The organism is Leptospira soteropolitanensis (assembly GCF_026151655.1).
Lineage (GTDB): Bacteria > Spirochaetota > Leptospiria > Leptospirales > Leptospiraceae > Leptospira_A > Leptospira_A soteropolitanensis.
The window spans coordinates 170,495-190,238 of record NZ_JAMQPN010000001.1 but is presented as its reverse complement, the minus strand read 5'-3'; the positions used below and the strand labels follow the sequence as shown (position 1 = coordinate 190,238).

Genomic DNA, 19,744 nt, shown 5'->3' with positions numbered 1-19,744 from the left:
CCAACCCTGTCGATATGATTACTAAGGAGCTTTCACGTGGCAGATAGTTATTACCGTACCATCAGTGGTAAACATTATGATAATGAATTGTTAGAAATCGTTGAGAAAGCCACCAAACGTAGCAAAGCTCCAATTGGCAAAAACATTGCGAAAACTTTATTTGATGCCATCAAAGATGGTGGCGATTATACAGATGTTGAAAAACGAACTGTAAAATACATACGAGATAATTTTAAATTTAATCCTGAAGCAGATGAATTCCTTCGTTCTGAAATCCGTAAATGGGCTGCTAAAATTTCGGTTCCAGCAGCAAAGAAAAAATCATCGGCTAAATCATCTGCAAAAAAAGAATCTGCAAAAAAACGAAGTTCAGTTCGTTCTGCTAAGGCTTCTGATGAAGGTTTCACTCCTTATGTAGAAAGTTATGAATTTGGTGAATCTTCTCGAGAGGAAATCGCACCAACACCAGAATACAATGAGTTAGTTGCGCTGAATAAATTTCAAATCACACCAAGACAAAATCGTATCGGAAGAATTGTTTTACTTGGTTTAATAGCAGTATTTTTTATCGTTCTTATCATTTTTGGTATACGTAGCTGCAATCGTAGTTCAAATTCATCGCAAAATACAATCACAAGTCAAAACTCAAATCTTTCTCAAGATGCAGGATCTCGCTCTTTAGAACGAGTGGAGTTATCCCAAGGTAAAGTATCGTCTCGCTTTGAATCCAGAGCTTCTGCCATTCGTTATATCAATGACTTACAAATTCGTTTCATCAAACAAAGTATGCAAACAGAAGATGGTGCCAGTGATAAAATCGCAACCTTAGCGGAAGCATTAAAGGCATACCCTGGGATCCGTGTTCGAGTAAAAGGACATACCTGTTTTATTGGTGAGATGGATGAAAACAAAATTCTATCCGACGAACGAGCAAAATTTATTTTTGATGAACTAGTGAAAAATGGCGTCAGTTCAACCCAGCTTGACTATCGCGGGTTTGGTGAAACAGCAGAAATTGAATCAAATTCTACAGAAGCTGGTCGAATCAAAAACCGAAGAGTTGATTTTACAGTTTTATCGGTTACCGAATAACAGAATTAATTACAACATTCGATAGAGTGATTTTGTGAGCATCCGTTTGGTAGACTGAACGGATGAATATAATCCTTCATACAACAATAAAGACTTTTTTGCCACTGCAAGCCTTGGATTTTCTTTTTCTTCCAAAGTTAGGTTGTCGTCATAACCTTCTGTAATGGTTAAAATAACTCTTTGGATTCCCAAACTTAATATTTCATTTAATCCTTTTTTTCCAGACACCTGTTCATCGATTGAATCCATTTGTTTGATGTCTTCTGAAAAAGTTTTTGGATTGATTTGGTTTAATTTGATTTGGTTGTAAATTCTTTGTGAAACAGTAAGACCTCTTTTAATAATTGTGACAAATTCCGACAATGCTTCCGTTGTGGACTTAATTTCTGAAACCAACAGTTTCTCTTGAAAAAAAGAATGTTCCGCTTTTAATTTGGAATCGATTTTATGACAAACCGCATCGACTAAAATCCTTTGTTTTTCAACTTCTTGTTTATCACTTGAGAACTCTTTTGAAAACTCAGAATGGGGAATTCCTTCTAGTTTGGCACCAAACTTAGTGAGATTGGTCCAAGGATTATCTTTGGCATGGTCTTCGAACCATTTTTTAAAGATTAACATCTTTTCATTGGTGATATAGGTTTCTTCCAAATTCCCTGTGACTTTTTTCTGGGGTAAGGCAAACAGTTGTTTGTAGTTATGTTTTTCTCGGCGAAACTTTCTTGATTCTAAATAGTTCAATCGTTCTTCGAGGACCGCCCCTTTGGAGTGTGCAAGACCCTTCGTAAAACTCAAATCTTGACCTACTAAAAAAACAGAACTTGCACCCATAAGAGTCGCAAGGCTTGCTGCGTTGGTGGAAACGGACCCACCAAAAGGAACAGATCCAATTTCGCCGCCACCAGTTCTTTCTAGTAATCCAATCAAAGGAAAGGGAGAAGAGGTCACAAAACCTTTGCTTGGTCCTTTTTCTAATCGTAAACTTAAATAAGTGGATGTGGGATCAAAAATGAGAATTCCGTTTCCAGAATAATCTTCTAGGTATTGGCTATTTAAGGCCTGCGGGTCGACAGAAAAAATCAAATCGGGATCTATACCAAAAGACGTGAGGATGGGTAGGGCCGTATCTACCGCGAGGAGAAGAAACTGGTTTCTATACTTTGTTAAATCGGGTATGGATTCGGAAAGACTTGGTCCGGCCCCGCATACAACAATAGAAATTCCTTCAGCAATTCCAAATAGATCGGAAACGGGACGAAACTTAGATAATTCAGGAAGGTTGTAACAAATATTTTTGGCCCAAATTTTTTCAAACCTGGTGAGAGTCGCTAGGTTCACATCTTTTTTGTGAAACATCTGTTCGGCGGTATGACGGAGTTTTAAATAATCAGATTCTCTCCATTGCCAAGACCCCCTGTGAGGAACAAAACTAATGGGATGCGTTCCCTTCCCTTTGACTGCATCGGAGAGTTGGTCTTCTAATTTTTCTCCTGTGATAAGGATTAACTTACCATCTAAGAGTGGTTTGGAAAAATCAAATATTTGAAATGCTTCCCTAATAAAAAATAAATGTGGCTCCATCCAAATGATATTTACTTTTTCTCTTTCTAAGAGATAAGGAAGGATATAACCAAGGCCTGCACCAAACAAAAGATAAATACGGTCACTTCCATCATGAGGAAGTTCGGTGGCAAATCGTTCGGCTTCTTTTTTGGGATCAAACCGACTATGGATCCAAACACCTTCTAATTCTAACGTAAGATCTCCCGTTTTTGATTTTGTTAGTTGGTAAGAAGGTATCTTTTTGGAATCTATAGAATTCGGAAATGCAGATTTTTGATTTTGATTCTGAATTAGTTCTGCTAACTGAGAAGGTAGAGCAGCTAGATTTTTTTCTAAAAACGTTTCGTTCACTTAAGGTTCCAAAATAATTTTTATGGAAGTATTAGTTGGAAGAGAAGATCCCGCTTTTGGTTCCTGGGATTTCACAAATCCAGAACCTTCTATTTTATATTCTTGCTGTAGTTGTTTTAAAATTTGAATGGTTTCAGAAGCTGTAAATCCGGTTAGGTCAGGCATTACTTTGGGATCGAGTTTAAAGATTTTATTTTTTTCTCCTTTCAATCGATACACAAGTGCCTTCTCACTTTTTTCCACAATAGGTATGATACTTTCTACCACCTCACGAAAGACAGGTGCTGCGATTCCACCACCAGTATGGGATTCTCCACCAGGTTCATCAAAAACAATGAGACCTACATACTTAGGTTTCTCAGCAGGAAAAAAACCTAAGAAACTTGCCGTAAAAAGACCGGCTTGGTAACCCGCACCTGCTTTTGCCTTTTGTGAAGTACCTGTTTTTCCAGCGATAAAGTAGTTTTCTAAATACGCTTTTTTCCCTGTTCCTTGTGAAACGGCTTTTCCCATCGCATTTAATGTTTTTTTAGCAGCCCCTTCTTTAATTCCAAGTAGTTCATTTTTGATCGAAAATTCATGAACCAGTTCTCCATAAGAATTGGTGATTTGAGACACAACGGAAGGTTCAAATAAAATCCCGCCATTTACAACGGCAGCAGCAGCGGTGATGAGTTGGATGGGTGTGACGGAAAGTCCTTGGCCTATGGATAAAAAGTAAGGAGTACTTTTATTCCATTTGTTTAAGGGAGGCAAGTATCCCTTGGCTTCGTGGATGGAAAAGTTTGTTCGTTTTCCAAATTTAAATTTTTCCATATAATTATAGTAAGTTGCTTCATCAATTTTTTGGGCAGCTTTGATGATTCCAACGTTACAAGAGTATTGTAAAATTTCATCTAAATTGACATGACCATGATTGTCAGTGCAACGAATGATGGTTTTTCCAATTTCAATATAACCGGGGCAATGGAATCTTTCTCCTGGAAGGATTTTTCCTTCATTAAGTAACATAAGGGCTATGAAAATTTTCATTGTCGATCCCGGTTCGTAAACATGACGAATTGACCAATTGGTATGAGATTCCAAAGGAAAATCTTGAAAATGGTTGGGATCAAAATTGGGGAAAGATGCCATAGCCAAAATTTTTCCCGTTTCCGTATCCATAATCATACCGATTCCATGTTTGGAAGCAGTTTGGATAAAAGCCTTTTGTAATGATTTTTCCAATCGGTATTGAATAATACTATCGATTGTTAGGTGTATATTGTTTCCTTTACTTGATTCTGCATCGGGAGTGGATAATAACTCCAAATTGAATAACATCTCAAGGCCTGAGAGTGCTTTGTCGTCATCATAACCAGTAAATCCAAGTAAACTTGCGGCCAAACTTCCTTGTGGATAAATTCGTTTGTATTCTTTTTCAACGCGAACACCAGGAAGAGACAAAGCTTTGATTTTTTCGGCTTTTGAAAGTTCAATTTCTCTTTTTAATAGAAAATAATTTTGTTTTTCCCTTATGGTTTCGATGAGTTTGTTTGGAGTGATCCCAAGAATAGGGCCTAACTCTTGTGCAGTGAGATCTGGGTCATAAATATTTGTTGGGTCAATTCCAACCGTTGCGGACTCACGAGAAATTGCCAATTCAATCCCTCGTCTGTCGTAAATGGTTCCCCGTTGGACATACTTACTCGATTTTAAATTGATGATATTATCGTTAAAATAAGTAAGATAAATGACCCGAAAGAGTAAAATCACAAAAAGGGAGAGGATAAAAAGAATAATATACTTAAAACGTTGTTTGTATTCTGTCATCGTTAGAAATAAAAGATCACTTTGCCTTTGATTTTCTCAACAGGGACAAGTCCGAACGACCGAGAGTCTGTCGAATATTGTCTGTTGTCTCCTAGAAGTAGATAATAACCTGGAGGTATTCTTCCTTGTTTGTCCATAGCAAGAAATGGTGAGTTATGGCGATTGAGAAATATCGAAGTGCTTGGTTCACTTGTATAGGTTCCTTTCGGAAGATAGTTTTCTAACAACTCTTTGGAATCAATTAAGACTCTTCCAGATTCAATGGAATAAAATTCCCCTGGTAAACCAATCACTCGTTTGACGACTAATTCATCTTCTTGGCTGACAAATAAAACCAAATCTAATTTATCGATTTTGGGATCTGTATAAAGGAGTGGTGTTCCAAAAAATTTGGCAGAAATTGCATATCCACCTTTCCAAACAAAAACCACCGACCCATGTTCTAAGGTTGGGTACATGGAATTTCCTTGGATGGAATAAATTTGGAATAAAAAGATACGCATAAATAAGAGGAAACAGAGAAAGAAAAAGATGAGAAGGCTACGACGAGTGTAACGTTTGAATTTGACCCAGAGGCGGGAGACTTTAGTTTCTGTTTCCATATCCATCAAAAAACGATAAAAATCATTCGTGCATTTTTCCCCTTTCTCAAGAATGGAAAAGGAACTTTCCGTAAATCTGAAGCCTAGAGAAGTCTATGTCACTTACAAAATATCAATTCCGAGCGCAGTTTCGATGTACCAACGAATCTTGTCGCAAAACCTATCCCCTCCACCAAGTGATTTATTCCTGCGAGTCTTGCGGGGAACTTTTGAATGTCGAACATGATATAGACAGCCTCAAACAGGTTTCGGCAAAAGATTGGAAGTCAGAGTTTGAAACTCGGTTCCGTTCTAGCCAGTTTCCGAATGCTTCGGGGGTTTGGGGGAAAAAGGAATGGGTCCTGCCGGGAATTCAGGATCAAAATATCATCACATCCGGGGAAGGAACCACCCATTTGTATGATGCTTCCCGATTTGCTAAGGATTTGGGACTCGGAAGCCTTCATGTCAAACAATGCGGAGTTTCGCATACAGGCTCTTTTAAAGATTTAGGAATGACGGTTCTTGTGAGCCAGGTCAAACAAATGATCGCGGACGGAGTACCCATCCAAGCAGTCGCCTGTGCTTCGACTGGAGATACCTCTGCGGCTCTTGCTTCCTATGCGGCCAAGGCAGGAATTCCTTCTATTATTTTATTGCCAGCTAACAAAGTATCAACGGCTCAGCTCATCCAACCAGTGTCCAATGGGGCTCTTGTGTTGGCACTCGAAACGGACTTTGATGGTTGTATGGCAGTGGTGAAAGAACTCACCAAAGAAAAATCGATTTATCTTGCAAACTCAATGAATTCACTGCGAATCGAAGGGCAAAAAACCATTTCGATTGAGATTACTCAACAGTTAGGTTGGGAAGTTCCTGATTGGATTGTGATTCCTGGTGGCAATTTAGGAAATGTTTCTGCTCTTGGTATGGGATTTGAGATGATGTTGGAACTTGGACTCATCAATAAATTACCAAGAATTATTTTGGCTCAGGCAAAAAATGCAAGTCCTCTATATGAATCGTTTAAGAAAGGTTTTGCGGACTTCTCTCCTGTGACTGCAGAAAAAACTTTAGCCTCTGCGATCCAAATCGGTGATCCTGTTTCTGTAAAAAAAGCCATTCGTGTTTTAAAGAAATTCAACGGTGTTGTGGAAGTGGCTTCGGAAGAGGAGTTGGCCAATGCAGCTGCTCGTGGTGATTTGTATGGACTTTATAATGATCCGCATACAGGAGTAGCACTTGCCGCACTTTTGAAATCAGTGGAATCAGGTGTGGTGGGGAAAGGTGAGTCAGTGGTTGTGATTTCCACTGCAAATGGACTCAAGTTCACTGAATTTAAACTCGCCTTTCATGAAGGGAAAATCCCTAACATTGATGAGAAACTAAAAAACAGAATCCAATCTTGCAAACCGAACTTAAGTGGAGTGATGGAAATCCTAGGTAAACAACTGAAGAAATGATAATTCGCTAGACAAATCCCCTACATGTTGGCAAATTTTTTCAGTTTACCGGTATGTCCCAAGAGATCCAACTAACTCCTCAGTTTTGCGCCTCTGTGGATCATGCTGTGGAGTTTGGGAAAAAGATTTCGATGATCACTTATGTGATGGGGGATATTGGCGAAGCCAAGCTGAAGTACATTCTGACTCGTATTTTGGGTTCTCTCGGTTGTGAAGATTTGATGGAACTTTTTTATACAGCCGCTAAGGAACTCATTGTGAATTCTACCAAGGCGGCAATCAAACGAATCATTTTCGAAGAACTTAAACTCAACATTCAAAATTTGAAAGATTATGAAGAGGGAATGAAATTTTTTAAGTCCAGCTTAAATGAACGAAAGTTTCCATCCTATAAAAAGAAAATGAAGGAATCTGGGCTCTTTGTAAAGATCACTTGCATTTACAAAAAGGATAAAATCGACCTGGAAGTAAGAAATAATTTCCCATTATTGCCAGTAGAAGCGGAACGAGTAAAAGAAAAGTTTATAAATGCGAAAAAATATGATAATCTATTTGAGTTCTTTATGGAACACGGAGATAGTACGGAAGGTGCAGGAATGGGAATCACAATGGTAGAAATATTATTGTCTCAGTCTGGCTTCGATCGTCGATTGCTCTCTATATATTCATCAGAAAGGAAAAAGGAAACAGTAGCGCGTGTGGAAGTAAATTTAAGTGGGTTATCTAAATCTGCTGAGACACATGAACAATTGTTTATAGAATAATGTCCGAATTAAACTCAAAAGCCGAACAACTCAAACGACAAGCAGACTTAATGGGTCTGACCAGAGAAGCCGTATTTACGGATGAACAAGCCAAAGAAGTTCTTCAAGGTAAAATTACAGATGGTTATCTCGTAAAAGTAAAAATCGACTTGGACAGTTTGAACGGAATGGTTCTCATTCTAGTTTCATCCATTCGAAAACATATCATGGAACTATATGCTGTTGTGGGAACTTCTCCTACTTTTCGAAGGATTCGAACCTTCGCAGACCATGTACAGATTTCCACAGACTTGGGGGATATTGGAAAGTCCGGTGGTTATGATCCGGCGATTTCTGAAAACATTGGTCGAGCGGTTCATAGGGCTTTCACCAAAGAGAAGTTAGAGGAACTTCTTCCTCTCTGGCAAAAAAAAGATCCTTCTCATATTTCCGAACTTTTAGAAAACCCGATTCTTATGGCAACTAAAGGAAGAAATATTAAACTCCAAGCAGAGGTAGATAAACTATCAACTGCAAAGTTTCGATATGAAAATCCGATGAAAGGGGTGATTTTACCCATTCCTAAACCAGATGATGAAGCCGCCACTGCTCAAGATACTTCTATTCCAGGAATCTCCACCGAACCAGCAAAAGGTGAGTTATCTTCCCTCGAACGTCAAATCGCTCAATACCGAACCTCTTTTCCAAAAGAATTGAATATGAAAACGGTGATATCTCCTATCAACGGTGTGGAGTTTGATAATTTAGTAGAAGGTATGGAAATTTTATTCCGTGTCCCTACTGAAACTCCAGAAGGCCTAACGAATGCCCAAATCCTTGGTTTAATTGATGAAGAAGGAAAAATTTCAAAAGATCCAGTTGTTGGAAAATTTTTAGGAATTGCTGGAAGCAAAACAGAATATCATATTTTTGCGGAAGGACCGAACCAATATTTGCTTCATTCTGTGGAAGAACATCCTGTAAAAGTGGCCATTCCAAAGCCGGCAGGTATGACAGGTGGAACCAGTAAAGGTTCCGCAGCACAAAATACTAAGAAAAAAGGTGGAAGCGCGCAGGCTCAAGAGTCCAAGTCTTCTGGCACCAACTTGTTTATGTTAATGGGGGCTTTTGTAACGATTGTCCTTCTGGGAGTGTTGCTATTTGTGATGGTGATCTTGTAAAAGATCACCCAGCCACAACAATATTAACGAGTTTGCCCTTCACATAAATTTCTTTTTTGATTTCTTTCCCTTCCCAAAATGGTTTAGCTTTTTCAACTTCCTTGGCAAGAGCCAAAACTTCTTTTTCTTCGATGTCTCTTGGAGCCAGAAATTCCCCACGCATTTTACCATTCACTTGGATCACAATTGTGATATTGGCATCCACCAAATACTTATCATCCCATTTTGGATATGGATGATAAGTTAGAGATTCTTTATATCCAAGTTTTTCCCAAAGTTCTTCTGCTAAATGAGGGGCAAAGGGAGAAAGAGCTAGAACAAATGTCTCTAAAACTTTTTTTGGTTTTCTTGGATTACTTGTGAATTCATTCACAAAAATCATCATTTGCGAGACTGCTGTGTTGAATGAGAAGTGATCAATATCGTCCTTTACTTTTTTAATCGTACGATGAAGGGTTTTGAGTTCTGCTTCATTAGGTTCGATATCCTCTATAAAGAAGGATTCATTTTCACCTGAATGGAATAGTCTCCATACTCGATTTAAAAATCGAAACACTCCATCCACACCGTTTTTACTCCAAGGTTTGGACATCTCAAACGGTCCCATAAACATTTCAAAAAGTCTTAACGTATCGGCACCATATTCTGAAACAACATCATCTGGATTGACAACATTGCCTCTTGACTTAGACATTTTACCTTTGTCTTCGCCGAGGATAAGACCTTGGTGGACTAATTTTTTAAATGGTTCTGGGGAAGAGACATGACCTAAATCAAACAGGATTTTATGCCAAAACCTAGAGTATAGCAAGTGTAATACAGCATGTTCTGCCCCACCCACATAGACTTCCACAGGCATCCATGCTTTTTCAAGTTCTGGATCAATGAGTTTGTCGTTATTTCTTGGGTCAATGTAACGAAGGTAATAATAACAAGATCCAGCCCACTGAGGCATAGTATTGGTTTCTCTTTTACCCACTTCACCCGTTATAGGATCTGTATAAACAAGCCAATCCTTAGCTAAGGCAAGAGGGGATTCACCCGTACCAGAAGGTTTGAATTCTTCTAGGTCAGGTAAGACTAAAGGAAGTTCTGCATCGGAAAGTGCTTTCGGTGTTCCATCAGGAAAGTGAACCAGAGGGATGGGTTCTCCCCAATAACGTTGTCTTGCAAAAAGCCAATCACGTAGTTTAAATTGGACTTTTTTACGACCAATGCCTTTTCCTTCGGCCCAAGTGGACATGGTTTGAAAAGCATCTTTATAAGATTTACCATCTAACTTAACTTCTGCGGAAGAGGAATTGATACAAACAGAATCTTTCGAATCAAAAGCAAGGTTTGGTTCCATCTTTCCGTCGATAACTTGTTTGATCGGAAGTTGGAACTTTACAGCAAAATCATAGTCTCTTTGGTCATGGGCAGGAACGGCCATAATAGCACCGGTCCCATAAGAGATTAAAACATAATCGGATATGTAAATCGGAACCTTAACAGAAGGATCAGTTGGCAAACTAGCATAGGATCCCGTAAAAACTCCGGTTTTATCTTTATTTAATTCAGTTCGTTCTAAATCACTTTTTAAAGAACAATCTTTTTGGTATTTTTCGACAGCAGATTTTTGTTCTGCCGTAGTAAGCTCTGCCACAAGCGGATGTTCCGGGGCAAGGACAAGGTAAGTGGCACCAAAAATAGTATCTGGTCTTGTTGTATAAACAGTGATGTCTTTTGATACAGAAGGAACGTAGAAACTGAGCTCTAATCCCTCTGATTTTCCAATCCAGTTTCTTTGCATTTCCAAAGTGGATGTGGGCCATTCACAAAGAGAAAGATCGTTTAGCAAACGTTCGGCGTAGGCCGTGATGCGCATCATATATTGGCGCATGGGTTTTCTTTCTACAGAATACCCTTTAGAGGTCCATTCTTCTACTTCTTCATTGGCAAGGACGGTTCCAAGAGCTTCACACCAGTTGACTGGTATATTGGCCTCATACACCAATCGAAAATGCGATAAAATGTCTTCTTTTTCTTTGCGTGACTTTGCCTTCCAATCGGCAGCAGAGAATTGAATTCCTTTAGGGAGTTCCTTTCCTTCAAAAAATACAGAACCTTCCGATTCCAATGTTTTGATGAGCTCTGCAATTGGGAGGGCTTTGTTTAATTTCCTGTCAAAGTAGGAATTGTAGATTTGAAGGAAAATCCACTGGGTCCAACGGTAATAATCGGGATGAGTGGTGGAGATTTCTCTTTCCCAGTCATAAGAAAGCCCAAGACTTTTGATTTGGCGACGGAAAGTATCAATATTGTTCTTTGTTGTCGTACGCGGGTGGATACCCGTCGTCATTGCATATCGTTCTGCAGGTAAACCAAAGGCGTCCCAACCCATAGGATGGAGCACTTCAAATCCTTCCATTCGTTTGAGTCTGGAAATAATGTCGGTAGCTGTGTATCCTTCAGGGTGGCCTACGTGCAGGCCAGCGCCACTTGGGTAAGGAAACATGTCTAAACAATAGTATTTAGGTTTGGTTGAGTGTGAGTTTGTGCGAAAGGTCTGGTGGTCGTCCCAGTGTTTTTGCCATTTTTGTTCAATATCTTGGAATGGATAATTCATCGACTAACGTAGAGAAAGTGTAGTAATTCTACTTTCTCACGGAGTCGATGATTTTTACAAGCTTTTTGAAACTCTTCGAGAGACAAACTTTACAGAGATTGTATTGGTAAAGGTTTGTGACGGATCCACATTCCGCACAAGGTTTAAGATTGTTGATTTTCACATTCATAAAGTCTGCAGTATTAATCTTTGTATTGCATTCGAGCATTCTATATTTACCTGTATGAGTCCGCTTATCGACAGTGCTGTTCATAACTTCCCGAAATTCCCAAAAATGAGGGTCGGGCAAACACTACGATGAAGTTACTTTATATGAAACATGCCCTTTGGGGTCAAAAAAAATTAGGATGTACGCTCAAAAAGATAAGTAAAAATTTGTCAGAATTTTTTCTAATCGGTGCAATATAGTTGGAACGAAAATGAAAATAAAAAAAATATAACTGTTATGGAAAAAACTGAAAAATCGTTGTTAGGCGATATTTTTTCTGATAAATGCCCGTTATTAGTCATATATATTTTGTTAGGCGATAGAATCTTTGGGGGAAAAACCTAGTGTTGGAATTTAAAAATGTGTTCAAATCATTTCACAATGAATCGGAAACGATTGATGTGTTGAAAAATATTTCATTTCGCATTGAAACAGGTGAATTTGTAGCGATTATTGGCCCATCTGGATCAGGGAAATCAACGCTTCTTGGTGTAGCAGCCGGTCTAGATAAACCAGATACAGGGGTTGTGGCACTGGATGGAATTGACTTAACGAAGGAAAATGAATCTAATTTAGCTGATTTGCGTGCAGATCAGATTGGTTTTATCTTTCAAAACTTTCAATTACTTCCTGGTCTCAATGCCATTGAGAATGTTGGCATTCCATTATACTTAAAATCGTCACTATCTGAAACAGAGATTTTAAAAAAATCAGAAAAAATTTTAGAATCCGTATCTATGTCTCACAGAGCTACCCACTTCCCAAAACAGTTGTCAGGTGGAGAGGAACAAAGAATTGCTATCGCCAGAAGTTTTGTGAATGATCCTAAGATTATTTTTGCCGATGAACCGACTGCTAATTTGGATTTTAAAAATAGTAAAACTGTTTTAGATCTTTTGTTGTACAGAAACAAAGAACAAGGAACTACTCTTGTTGTGGTCACACATGATCCTGATGTGGCAAAATTGGCTGATCGTGTTTTAGAGATGAAAGATGGGGAAATTATTTCGGATTTATGGAATAGGAAAAAATCTAGTCCTAGTTCATCCAAAAAACTAACTGCCAAAAAGACCACCAAACAAAAGAAAACGAGCGCTATGTCTAAGCAGGTCAGTCGATGAAAGTTTCTTTATTTCGTTTTTATCTAAAACGGGAGCTCTTTTCTCGGTTTCGGTATTCACTTCTCATTGTAGTCTCCATTACTCTCGGTGTGGGTTCTGTGATTGGGATCCATTCTTACAAAGACAATACGGCAAATGCCATTAAAAAAGAGGCAAAATCGATTATGGGGGCCGATATTGCCCTCCAATCCCCCCAAGAAATCACAAAAACAGCAGAAACATTGGTGGAAACAAGCCTTCCGAAAGGTTCAGAAACCAGCGCTTCCATCCAGTTTTTATCCATGATTTCCAACGAATCGGGGGAGGAAAACTCACTTAGTTTTATCAAAGCGGTGGAGACCAATTATCCTTTTTATGGGGAAATGAAAACCGAACCAGAAGCCGCTTATCGCAATTTACAACCAAACCAGGTTTTACTTGATAAGTCTCTTGTGGAAAATCTCAAACTAAAAATCGGCGATCGTGTTCGTTTGGGTGATAGTTTGCTCGTGTTAGCTGGCGTTGTGGTGAAAGAACCAGGCGCTGTTGGTTCGTTTGTAGGTTCAGCTCCTGGTTCCATCATTCGAAAAGATACTGCCAACAAGACAGGGCTTGTGCAACGAGGAAGTCGCATTCGTTATACCATTTATGCGAAATTTCCAGAAACTGTAGATAGTTTGGGTTGGAAGGATAAAGAGTTTGAAGCACTCATCAAAGAAGATTTAACCATTTATCATAATACGGAAGTCAATTCCGGCTCCCAACAGTTTATCAAAAACACATTTGATTATATGGCACTTTTGGCTTTGGCAGGATTTTTTTTAGGAGCCATTTCTGTTTATACTGCAGTCAGAACCAGATTGATAGAAAAGAGAAACGAAATTGCAATCTTGATGTGTCTTGGTGCTAAACCAAATGCTATTTTACTTTTAGTTTTTGCAGAGATTTTAATTTTATCCATCCTTGGAACAACTCTTGGACTGATTCTTGGTTATGGGATTCAGTCCATTTTACCAGATATCAGCGGACTGATGTCAGTAGAATCTGGTATTGTCTTTGGCCTTTCTTTTTCATCTCTCCTTTGGAGTTTGGTGTTGGGAGTTGTGTTACCACTCCTTATCTCCATTCCTCTTGTATTAGAAACAAGATCAGTTAAACCACTTGCAGCATTAAAAGAAGTAGAATCACAAACCAGTGGAAATTTATCCACATCCAAATGGCAATTCGGATCCTTTCTTTTGATTTATATTCTATTTACAAGTCTTGCTATCCTCGAAACAGAAAGTATCTTTAAAGGAATTCTCTTTACACTGGTTTTATTAACTTTGCCGGTCCTTGTGTACGGATTGTACGTTTTTCTTGGACTTCTTATCACAAAAATTTCTAAATGGGGATGGTTATCGAAAGAATGGAGCCTTGTGACCAAAAAAGTCACCCGTAAGTCTGGTGCCCTTCGACTTTCTATTATCGGACTTGGATCAGCGCTCTTTATCCTCACCTTATCACTGATTTTGCAAGAGAGTTTACTGGAACTTAGTGGGGCACGTGAGATTGAGCGTAGACCTAATCTATTTCTTTTGGACATCAGAGAAACACAAAAGGACGACTTACTCAAAACGATTCGTTCATTTCCTGTGGAGAAACAATATTTGGCTCCTGTGATTGGGGCTCGTCTTTCCAAAGTGAATGGCGAACCGATCAAAAAAGAAGATACCATCAAAAATGCAATGGATCGGAATTGGCGCGCTACTGCAAGAACCAGGGAATACTTTTTATCCTACAGAGATGAGTTGTATGACACGGAAGAGGTAACAAAAGGTGCCTGGTGGGAGGAATCAGGGCGAAATGAAATCTCAGTCGAAAGGGATTTTGCAGGTTATTTACAGGCGGGAGTGGGTGACGAGTTGACTTTTAATGTCCAGGGCCGGGAAGTTTCTGGAAAAATATCTAACTTACGTTCGGTGAACTGGGCGGATATGAAACCAAATTTTGTGGTACTTTTTTCTAAGGGAATTTTGGAGAAAGCACCTAGGTTTTATATCATTTCCTTACTGATTGATTCTAGTGAAAACAGATACCAATTACAAAAGGTCATCGTAAATCAGTTTCCGAATATCACCGTGATTGATACGGAAAAAACCATTCAAGCCTTTATGGGAATTTTGGAGAAGGTCACTCAGATGATGGCTCTTATGACTGCTTTTATTTTGGCAGCTTCCTTTGTGCTTGTATTTACTACCTTATATGCAAGCCAATCGGAAAGGAAACGGGAATTTGCTTTGTTACGAGTGATTGGGGCAAACAGTCGTTTTATGGTAAAACATTTCTTACGTGAAGCTCTACTTGTTTCTGTGATTTCATTTTTATTGGGACTAGTTTATTCCGTTGTTTCCAATGAGGTACTGAACCGATCAGTATTGGAGCTTCGCAGTGTGTATCCTTATGGACAACTCACTCTAGTGTTTGTTGGAATTTGTTTTGTGACGGTGAGTTTGTATGCACTCGGGCTCTTTAGTTTCTTTCGAATGCCAACAAAGACAGTGTTAAAAGAAATCAAATGATTTGAAGAATTAGTTTCGTGACTTAGTATAGTTTCATGCTTTTTTAGTTCAATTGAAATGGATTCATGAGAACTTAAAAGTTAGGGAGTTTTATTTCCTTTGAAGTAAAAACAAAAAAGCCCGGAGTTTTAAACCGGGCTTTCTCATTGAAAGAGATATTTTCGGGATTATTGTGCTACCGAAATAACCTCATCTCGGTTGATCACGTTAACAATATGTTTGTATTCAGGAGAATCCTTTCCATATTTTAACTCGGTTGCACGTAATAAGTGAACGTTCTTTTTGTAACGATACTTGAAGAGCATATCATCTGGACCTTTTGTCTTTTTGATCATGTTTTCTTCAAAGCTATAGGCACTTGCAAGATACTTGTGAGCAGGATATTCTTTCTCGTTATCATCGATTTCGATGTAAAGTTCAAGAATTGGGATGGTTTGAGGAAGATTTTGAAGGTCATACTCGGCCATTACCCATGAACGGTAAACATCAGAAAGAAGTCTTTTGAACTCTGGTCTTTCTCTTAAGTCAGGGTTTTTGATTTCATCAAGGTGGTTGATCGATTTAGAAAAGTAGTTAAGAGCTTCTTGTTTCGCTTTCATTTTTTCACGGTAAACAATACGTTCTTCTCTAGATTTACGATCTACTTTTTGCCAGTACCATTTTTCATCTAAGCGTTTCTTTTCCGCTTCTTCTTTGCGGAACTGCTCCACCCAATCTCTATTTTTCATAATGGTATTTACACCGGATTGGTAGTTAGAAAGAGCCAAACGGAATTGGTTGTTTGCGAAAGTTTTAGAAAGTTGGTGTAACTCTTGGAAAGTTTTGTTATACCCTTTATAGTCAGGATTCTTCCAAAGAGATTCCTGTTCCATAATTTCTTTCTTTCTCTTCTTTTGGTCTTCTGTGAGTTCGGCATCGTCGTTTTCAGGAACGAGCTCGCCTTTGAGAAGTTCGTCGACTTGGTCTTTAGCCGCTTGGCTTTCTTGAGCGTTAGCAGGCTGAGTTTGTGCGAAAAGCACACTAAAGCCGGACACCAGTTGGAGAATAAGGAGATACTTAATAATCTTCATAGTCGTGTGACCCTTTTGTCTCTTTCAATATTTTGAAAAAATAGGTTTATCTATTTCTTCAATGAAAGTATCGGAATGGCAAGAGTCAATAATAACGAATTAATGCGGAAAAAAACCTAATTGTTAACTTTTTCTTCTGATTCCCTTCGTATTAAAGGGACATAAGTCTCGAATCACCTAAAAAATCTCATTCCTTGACAGCTTAGAGAATTCGAGAAGATTGCTCCTTGGAGATGAATTTATCCGAAATTACTTCCATCCGAGACGGAAATCCTCAGTGTAAAACCTGTGGCGGGGTCGGAATTACCTTAGCCGAACATGTCCGGGGCTCGCGTTCTGGAGCTTTGGTTCTTTGCCATTGTATCGGTAGTGACTGTAACACTTGTGAGGCGAAAGGGCAAGCTCCCTTTATGACTTTTGACAGGAAATTGGACAAAATGCTCCCTTGTGTTTGTCATAATGCCAGGTTTTCCCTTCGCAACTGGGAGAATTTGGTCGAAAAGGCCAACATTCCTGCGAGGTATCGTTTCCAATTTTTGTCCACAATCGACATTGGAGATACAGCAAGCGACCCCGATATGTCTTTTATCATTGCTCATGATTGGGCAAACGAACTAGTTCATAAATTTAAAAATGCAGATTTTTCTCCGCAAGGTTTTTACCTTTGGGGTGGGACTGGTTCTGGGAAAACACTCCTTGCTTGTGTGATCTTAAACGAACTGATCTTTCGTTATGGGATTACTTGTAAGTATGCTAAGGTGAATAAAGACTTTTTGTCTGCCATCCGAGATACTTACCAGTCTGATAGCGAGACACATGGTCAAGAACGTTCCATTGAAAGGGAATTTGCCAACGTGGATGTCCTTGTGATTGATGACTTTGGAGTCCAAAAGGAATCTGAGTTCAACAATCGAAAGTTATACGATCTCATAGATAGTCGTTATGAACAAGAAAAGCTGACACTTCTTACTTCAAACCATTCTTTATTGGAGTGGCGTGATCGTGGGCAAGGTCGTATTTATTCTCGGCTCATGGAAATGACCAAAGAAATTGAACTCAAGTGTCCGGATTACCGCACTAAGTTTGTAAAGAGGTAAGATCATGAAGTATTCCAATATTGCCTTTTTGTCTCTGGGTTCGAACATCGGTGACAGGCACCATTTTATGGACCAGGCAATTTGGGAAATTTCTACCTTACCTGAAGTGCAAATTTTAAAACAATCGGAAAGATTGGAAACGGCTCCACTCGAGAATACCAACCAACCTTATTTTTTAAATCAAATCCTAAAGGTAATGGTTTCTTCTGCCTTCACACTTCCTTGTTTACTTGATTCTTTGCAAGCAATTGAAGATAAACTGGGACGTAAACGTAGGTCTTGGAAAGGACCAAGAGAAATCGACATCGATATTCTTACCTACGAAGCAGTCATAATGAAAACAGATTATTTACATCTGCCTCACCATTCGCTATATTCGAGACCATTCATAAAACAGTTGTTAACTGATATGGGAGAAATTGGAGTCTATGCACTCTTTTTGGAATTAAACCATGAAAAACATTATTCTACAGTATAAAAAAAAATACGATGCGGGAGAACCAATCTCTGTCATCACTTGTTACGACTATACCTTTGCGACTCTCTTTAACCGAACCGAAATCGATTGTATTCTTGTAGGTGATTCGCTTGGAATGGTAATCCAAGGAAATCATTCCACACTTCCTGTAACTCTGGATGAAATCATCTACCATACAAAAGCGGTTTGTAAAGGGGCTCCTGACAAAACCATTGTTGCTGATTTACCATTTTTATCATACCAAACATCCATTGAAGAAGGGATTCGTTCTGCAGGCCGTGTTTTAAAAGAAACCAATGCTTCTTGTGTCAAACTAGAAGGGGATTCCGATTTTATCATCGAACTCACACGCCGAATGACAGAATCGGGAATTCCGGTGTTTGCTCATTTAGGCCTCACACCGCAGTCTGTTCACACTCTTGGGGGACACCGTGTCCAAGGAAAAACGGAAGCCGCCCGCTCCAAAATGGTTCGCAAAGCCAGAGAAATTGCGGAAGCAGGCGCCTTTGCTTTGTTACTCGAGATGGTTCCGGAATCCTTAGGAAAAGAAATCACAGAATCCATTCGGATTCCCACCATTGGGATTGGTGCCGGAAAATACACTTCGGGCCAGGTACTTGTGATGCAAGATCTACTGGGCCTCAATGAAGACTTTCATCCTAAGTTTTTAAAGAAGTTTGGGAATCTCAGTGGGCCAGTGAAGGATGCGGTGAATTTATACCACCGCGAAGTTTCGAAACGTGAGTATCCGTCGGAAGCTCACGTTTTTTCTGATACTTAAAACCTATTTTCTTTTTTTTGCCGCTTCTGCCAATCTTTCGAACATAGGAACTGTTGTTTCCCAAGAAACACAAGCATCTGTGATGGACTGGCCATAAGTCAAAGGTTTGGCATCGATGGATTGGTTTCCTTCTTTGAGATGACTTTCGATCATGACGCCTAAAATATGTTTACTGCCTTTGGCAAATTGTTCTGCCACGGCCTCAATCACAGCTGGTTGTTTTCGAAAATCTTTTTGGCTATTTCCGTGTGAACAATCGATCATTACTTTGGATGGTAGGCCTGCTTTTTCAATTTGTGCACCTACTTCATTGACAGATGCTTCATCAAAATTAGGTCCTTTGTTTCCACCGCGTAAAATCACATGGGTGTCACTGTTTCCCGCTGTACGAAAGATAGCGCTGCTTCCTTGATTGGTGACAGAAAGAAAATGGTGGCTAGAACTTGCGGAACGAATGGCATCTACGGCAATCTGAACATTCCCATCCGTTCCATTTTTAAATCCAATAGGTGCAGAAAGTCCCGATGCCAATTCACGGTGGACTTGGCTTTCTGTGGTTCTGGCACCAATCGCACCCCAAGCCACTAAGTCAGCAATGTACTGCGGGGAAATTACATCTAAAAATTCCGTTCCGCAAGGGATTCCCATATTATTTAGGTCTAACAATAGTTTGCGGGCAAGTTGGAGACCTTTGTTGATATGAAAAGATCCGTCTAAATCGGGATCATTGATAAGGCCTTTCCAACCCACTGTGGTTCTTGGTTTTTCAAAATAAACTCGCATCACGATGAGAAGTTCGTTTTTAAACTCCTCAATTTTTGGTTTGAGTTTGGATGCATATTCCATCACAGCACCAATGTCATGGACAGAACATGGACCTACGACAACTAACATACGTTTATTGTCTTTTCCGTGGATAATATCAGAAATTTCACTTCTGGTGCGTACAACGACGTCTGATGCTGCATCGGTTAATGGCAGTTCTTCCATGATGACCGACGGTGGGATGAGGCTATGTTGTTCTAATATTCTTAAATTGGCTGTTGGTTTCATAA

General features: G+C 39.3%; 15 protein-coding genes. 9 read left to right on the top strand and 6 right to left on the bottom strand.

Annotated features, from left to right (window positions below; translation table 11 throughout):
* Positions 1-36 precede the first annotated feature (36 nt).
* Positions 37-1,092: an OmpA family protein gene (locus ND811_RS00880; RefSeq protein ID WP_265350796.1), complete on the top strand. Its 1,056-nt coding sequence runs from the start codon at positions 37-39 to the stop codon at positions 1,090-1,092.
* 9 nt (positions 1,093-1,101) lie between these two features.
* On the opposite strand, the gene ND811_RS00875 is transcribed toward ND811_RS00880, so the two are convergent.
* The 3 genes from ND811_RS00875 to lepB are packed head-to-tail and all read right to left on the bottom strand — an operon-like array spanning position 1,102 to position 5,420.
* The gene (locus ND811_RS00875; RefSeq protein WP_265350797.1) at positions 1,102-3,006 is read right to left on the bottom strand and encodes a motility associated factor glycosyltransferase family protein; all 1,905 of its coding nucleotides are present in this window, start codon (positions 3,004-3,006) and stop codon (positions 1,102-1,104) included.
* On the bottom strand, positions 3,007-4,818 hold the full coding sequence (locus tag ND811_RS00870) for a penicillin-binding protein (RefSeq protein WP_265350798.1): 1,812 nt from the start codon (positions 4,816-4,818) through the stop codon (positions 3,007-3,009). It lies immediately after the preceding gene.
* Positions 4,819-4,820: 2 nt separating this feature from the next.
* Positions 4,821-5,420, bottom strand: a complete 600-nt coding sequence (gene lepB, locus ND811_RS00865) for a signal peptidase I (protein WP_265350799.1) — start codon at positions 5,418-5,420, stop codon at positions 4,821-4,823.
* Positions 5,421-5,515: 95 nt separating this feature from the next.
* Here lepB and thrC point away from each other — a divergent pair, with 95 nt between their 5' ends.
* From thrC to ND811_RS00850, 3 genes are read left to right on the top strand one after another with little or no spacing between them, the layout of a single operon-like run.
* The gene (gene thrC, locus ND811_RS00860; RefSeq protein ID WP_265350800.1) at positions 5,516-6,862 is read left to right on the top strand and encodes a threonine synthase; all 1,347 of its coding nucleotides are present in this window, start codon (positions 5,516-5,518) and stop codon (positions 6,860-6,862) included.
* A gap of 53 nt (positions 6,863-6,915) precedes the next feature.
* Complete coding sequence (locus ND811_RS00855; RefSeq protein WP_265350801.1) at positions 6,916-7,626, top strand: hypothetical protein; 711 nt, start codon at positions 6,916-6,918, stop codon at positions 7,624-7,626.
* A complete protein-coding gene (locus ND811_RS00850; protein ID WP_265350802.1) occupies positions 7,626-8,786 on the top strand; it encodes an LIC10486 family protein in 1,161 nt (386 codons plus the stop codon). The genes ND811_RS00855 and ND811_RS00850 overlap by 1 nt, the downstream gene beginning before the upstream one ends.
* A gap of 4 nt (positions 8,787-8,790) precedes the next feature.
* Here the strand turns inward: ND811_RS00850 and leuS are convergent, their stop codons facing one another.
* A complete protein-coding gene (gene leuS, locus ND811_RS00845) occupies positions 8,791-11,394 on the bottom strand; it encodes a leucine--tRNA ligase (RefSeq protein WP_265350803.1) in 2,604 nt (867 codons plus the stop codon).
* 552 nt (positions 11,395-11,946) lie between these two features.
* On the opposite strand from leuS, the gene ND811_RS00840 reads away from it, so the two are divergent.
* Both ND811_RS00840 and ND811_RS00835 read left to right on the top strand, forming a co-directional pair.
* Positions 11,947-12,723, top strand: a complete 777-nt coding sequence (locus ND811_RS00840; protein WP_265350804.1) for an ABC transporter ATP-binding protein — start codon at positions 11,947-11,949, stop codon at positions 12,721-12,723.
* Positions 12,720-15,263, top strand: a complete 2,544-nt coding sequence (locus ND811_RS00835) for an ABC transporter permease (RefSeq protein ID WP_265350805.1) — start codon at positions 12,720-12,722, stop codon at positions 15,261-15,263. Before ND811_RS00840 ends, ND811_RS00835 begins: the two co-directional genes overlap by 4 nt.
* A gap of 167 nt (positions 15,264-15,430) precedes the next feature.
* Here the strand turns inward: ND811_RS00835 and fcpA are convergent, their stop codons facing one another.
* A complete protein-coding gene (gene fcpA / locus ND811_RS00830) occupies positions 15,431-16,333 on the bottom strand; it encodes a flagellar coiling protein FcpA (protein ID WP_265350806.1) in 903 nt (300 codons plus the stop codon).
* Between the two features lie 233 nt (positions 16,334-16,566).
* Here fcpA and ND811_RS00825 point away from each other — a divergent pair, with 233 nt between their 5' ends.
* The 3 genes from ND811_RS00825 to panB are packed head-to-tail and all read left to right on the top strand — an operon-like array spanning position 16,567 to position 18,689.
* Positions 16,567-17,430, top strand: a complete 864-nt coding sequence (locus ND811_RS00825; RefSeq protein ID WP_265350807.1) for an ATP-binding protein — start codon at positions 16,567-16,569, stop codon at positions 17,428-17,430.
* Positions 17,431-17,434: 4 nt separating this feature from the next.
* Positions 17,435-17,908: a 2-amino-4-hydroxy-6-hydroxymethyldihydropteridine diphosphokinase gene (folK, locus tag ND811_RS00820; RefSeq protein WP_265350808.1), complete on the top strand. Its 474-nt coding sequence runs from the start codon at positions 17,435-17,437 to the stop codon at positions 17,906-17,908.
* Positions 17,883-18,689 (top strand): 3-methyl-2-oxobutanoate hydroxymethyltransferase, encoded by an 807-nt coding sequence (gene panB, locus ND811_RS00815; RefSeq protein WP_265350809.1) that lies wholly within the window; start codon positions 17,883-17,885, stop codon positions 18,687-18,689. Before folK ends, panB begins: the two co-directional genes overlap by 26 nt.
* Positions 18,690-18,692: 3 nt before the next feature.
* Here the strand turns inward: panB and ND811_RS00810 are convergent, their stop codons facing one another.
* Positions 18,693-19,742: a 3-deoxy-7-phosphoheptulonate synthase gene (locus ND811_RS00810; RefSeq protein ID WP_265350810.1), complete on the bottom strand. Its 1,050-nt coding sequence runs from the start codon at positions 19,740-19,742 to the stop codon at positions 18,693-18,695.
* Positions 19,743-19,744: the final 2 nt, after the last annotated feature.

Bases quoted from the DNA above. Each gene is read 5' to 3' on its own strand.
- ND811_RS00870 (WP_265350798.1), bottom strand. From the start codon at position 4,818: ATGACAGAATACAAACAACGTTTTAAGTATATTATTCTTTTTATCCTC.
- lepB (WP_265350799.1), bottom strand. From the start codon at position 5,420: ATGGAAACAGAAACTAAAGTCTCCCGCCTCTGGGTCAAATTCAAACGT.
- thrC (WP_265350800.1), top strand. From the start codon at position 5,516: ATGTCACTTACAAAATATCAATTCCGAGCGCAGTTTCGATGTACCAAC.
- ND811_RS00855 (WP_265350801.1), top strand. From the start codon at position 6,916: ATGTCCCAAGAGATCCAACTAACTCCTCAGTTTTGCGCCTCTGTGGAT.
- ND811_RS00850 (WP_265350802.1), top strand. From the start codon at position 7,626: ATGTCCGAATTAAACTCAAAAGCCGAACAACTCAAACGACAAGCAGAC.
- leuS (WP_265350803.1), bottom strand. From the start codon at position 11,394: ATGAATTATCCATTCCAAGATATTGAACAAAAATGGCAAAAACACTGG.
- ND811_RS00835 (WP_265350805.1), top strand. From the start codon at position 12,720: ATGAAAGTTTCTTTATTTCGTTTTTATCTAAAACGGGAGCTCTTTTCT.
- fcpA (WP_265350806.1), bottom strand. From the start codon at position 16,333: ATGAAGATTATTAAGTATCTCCTTATTCTCCAACTGGTGTCCGGCTTT.
- ND811_RS00825 (WP_265350807.1), top strand. From the start codon at position 16,567: ATGAATTTATCCGAAATTACTTCCATCCGAGACGGAAATCCTCAGTGT.
- folK (WP_265350808.1), top strand. From the start codon at position 17,435: ATGAAGTATTCCAATATTGCCTTTTTGTCTCTGGGTTCGAACATCGGT.
- panB (WP_265350809.1), top strand. From the start codon at position 17,883: ATGAAAAACATTATTCTACAGTATAAAAAAAAATACGATGCGGGAGAA.
- ND811_RS00810 (WP_265350810.1), bottom strand. From the start codon at position 19,742: ATGAAACCAACAGCCAATTTAAGAATATTAGAACAACATAGCCTCATC.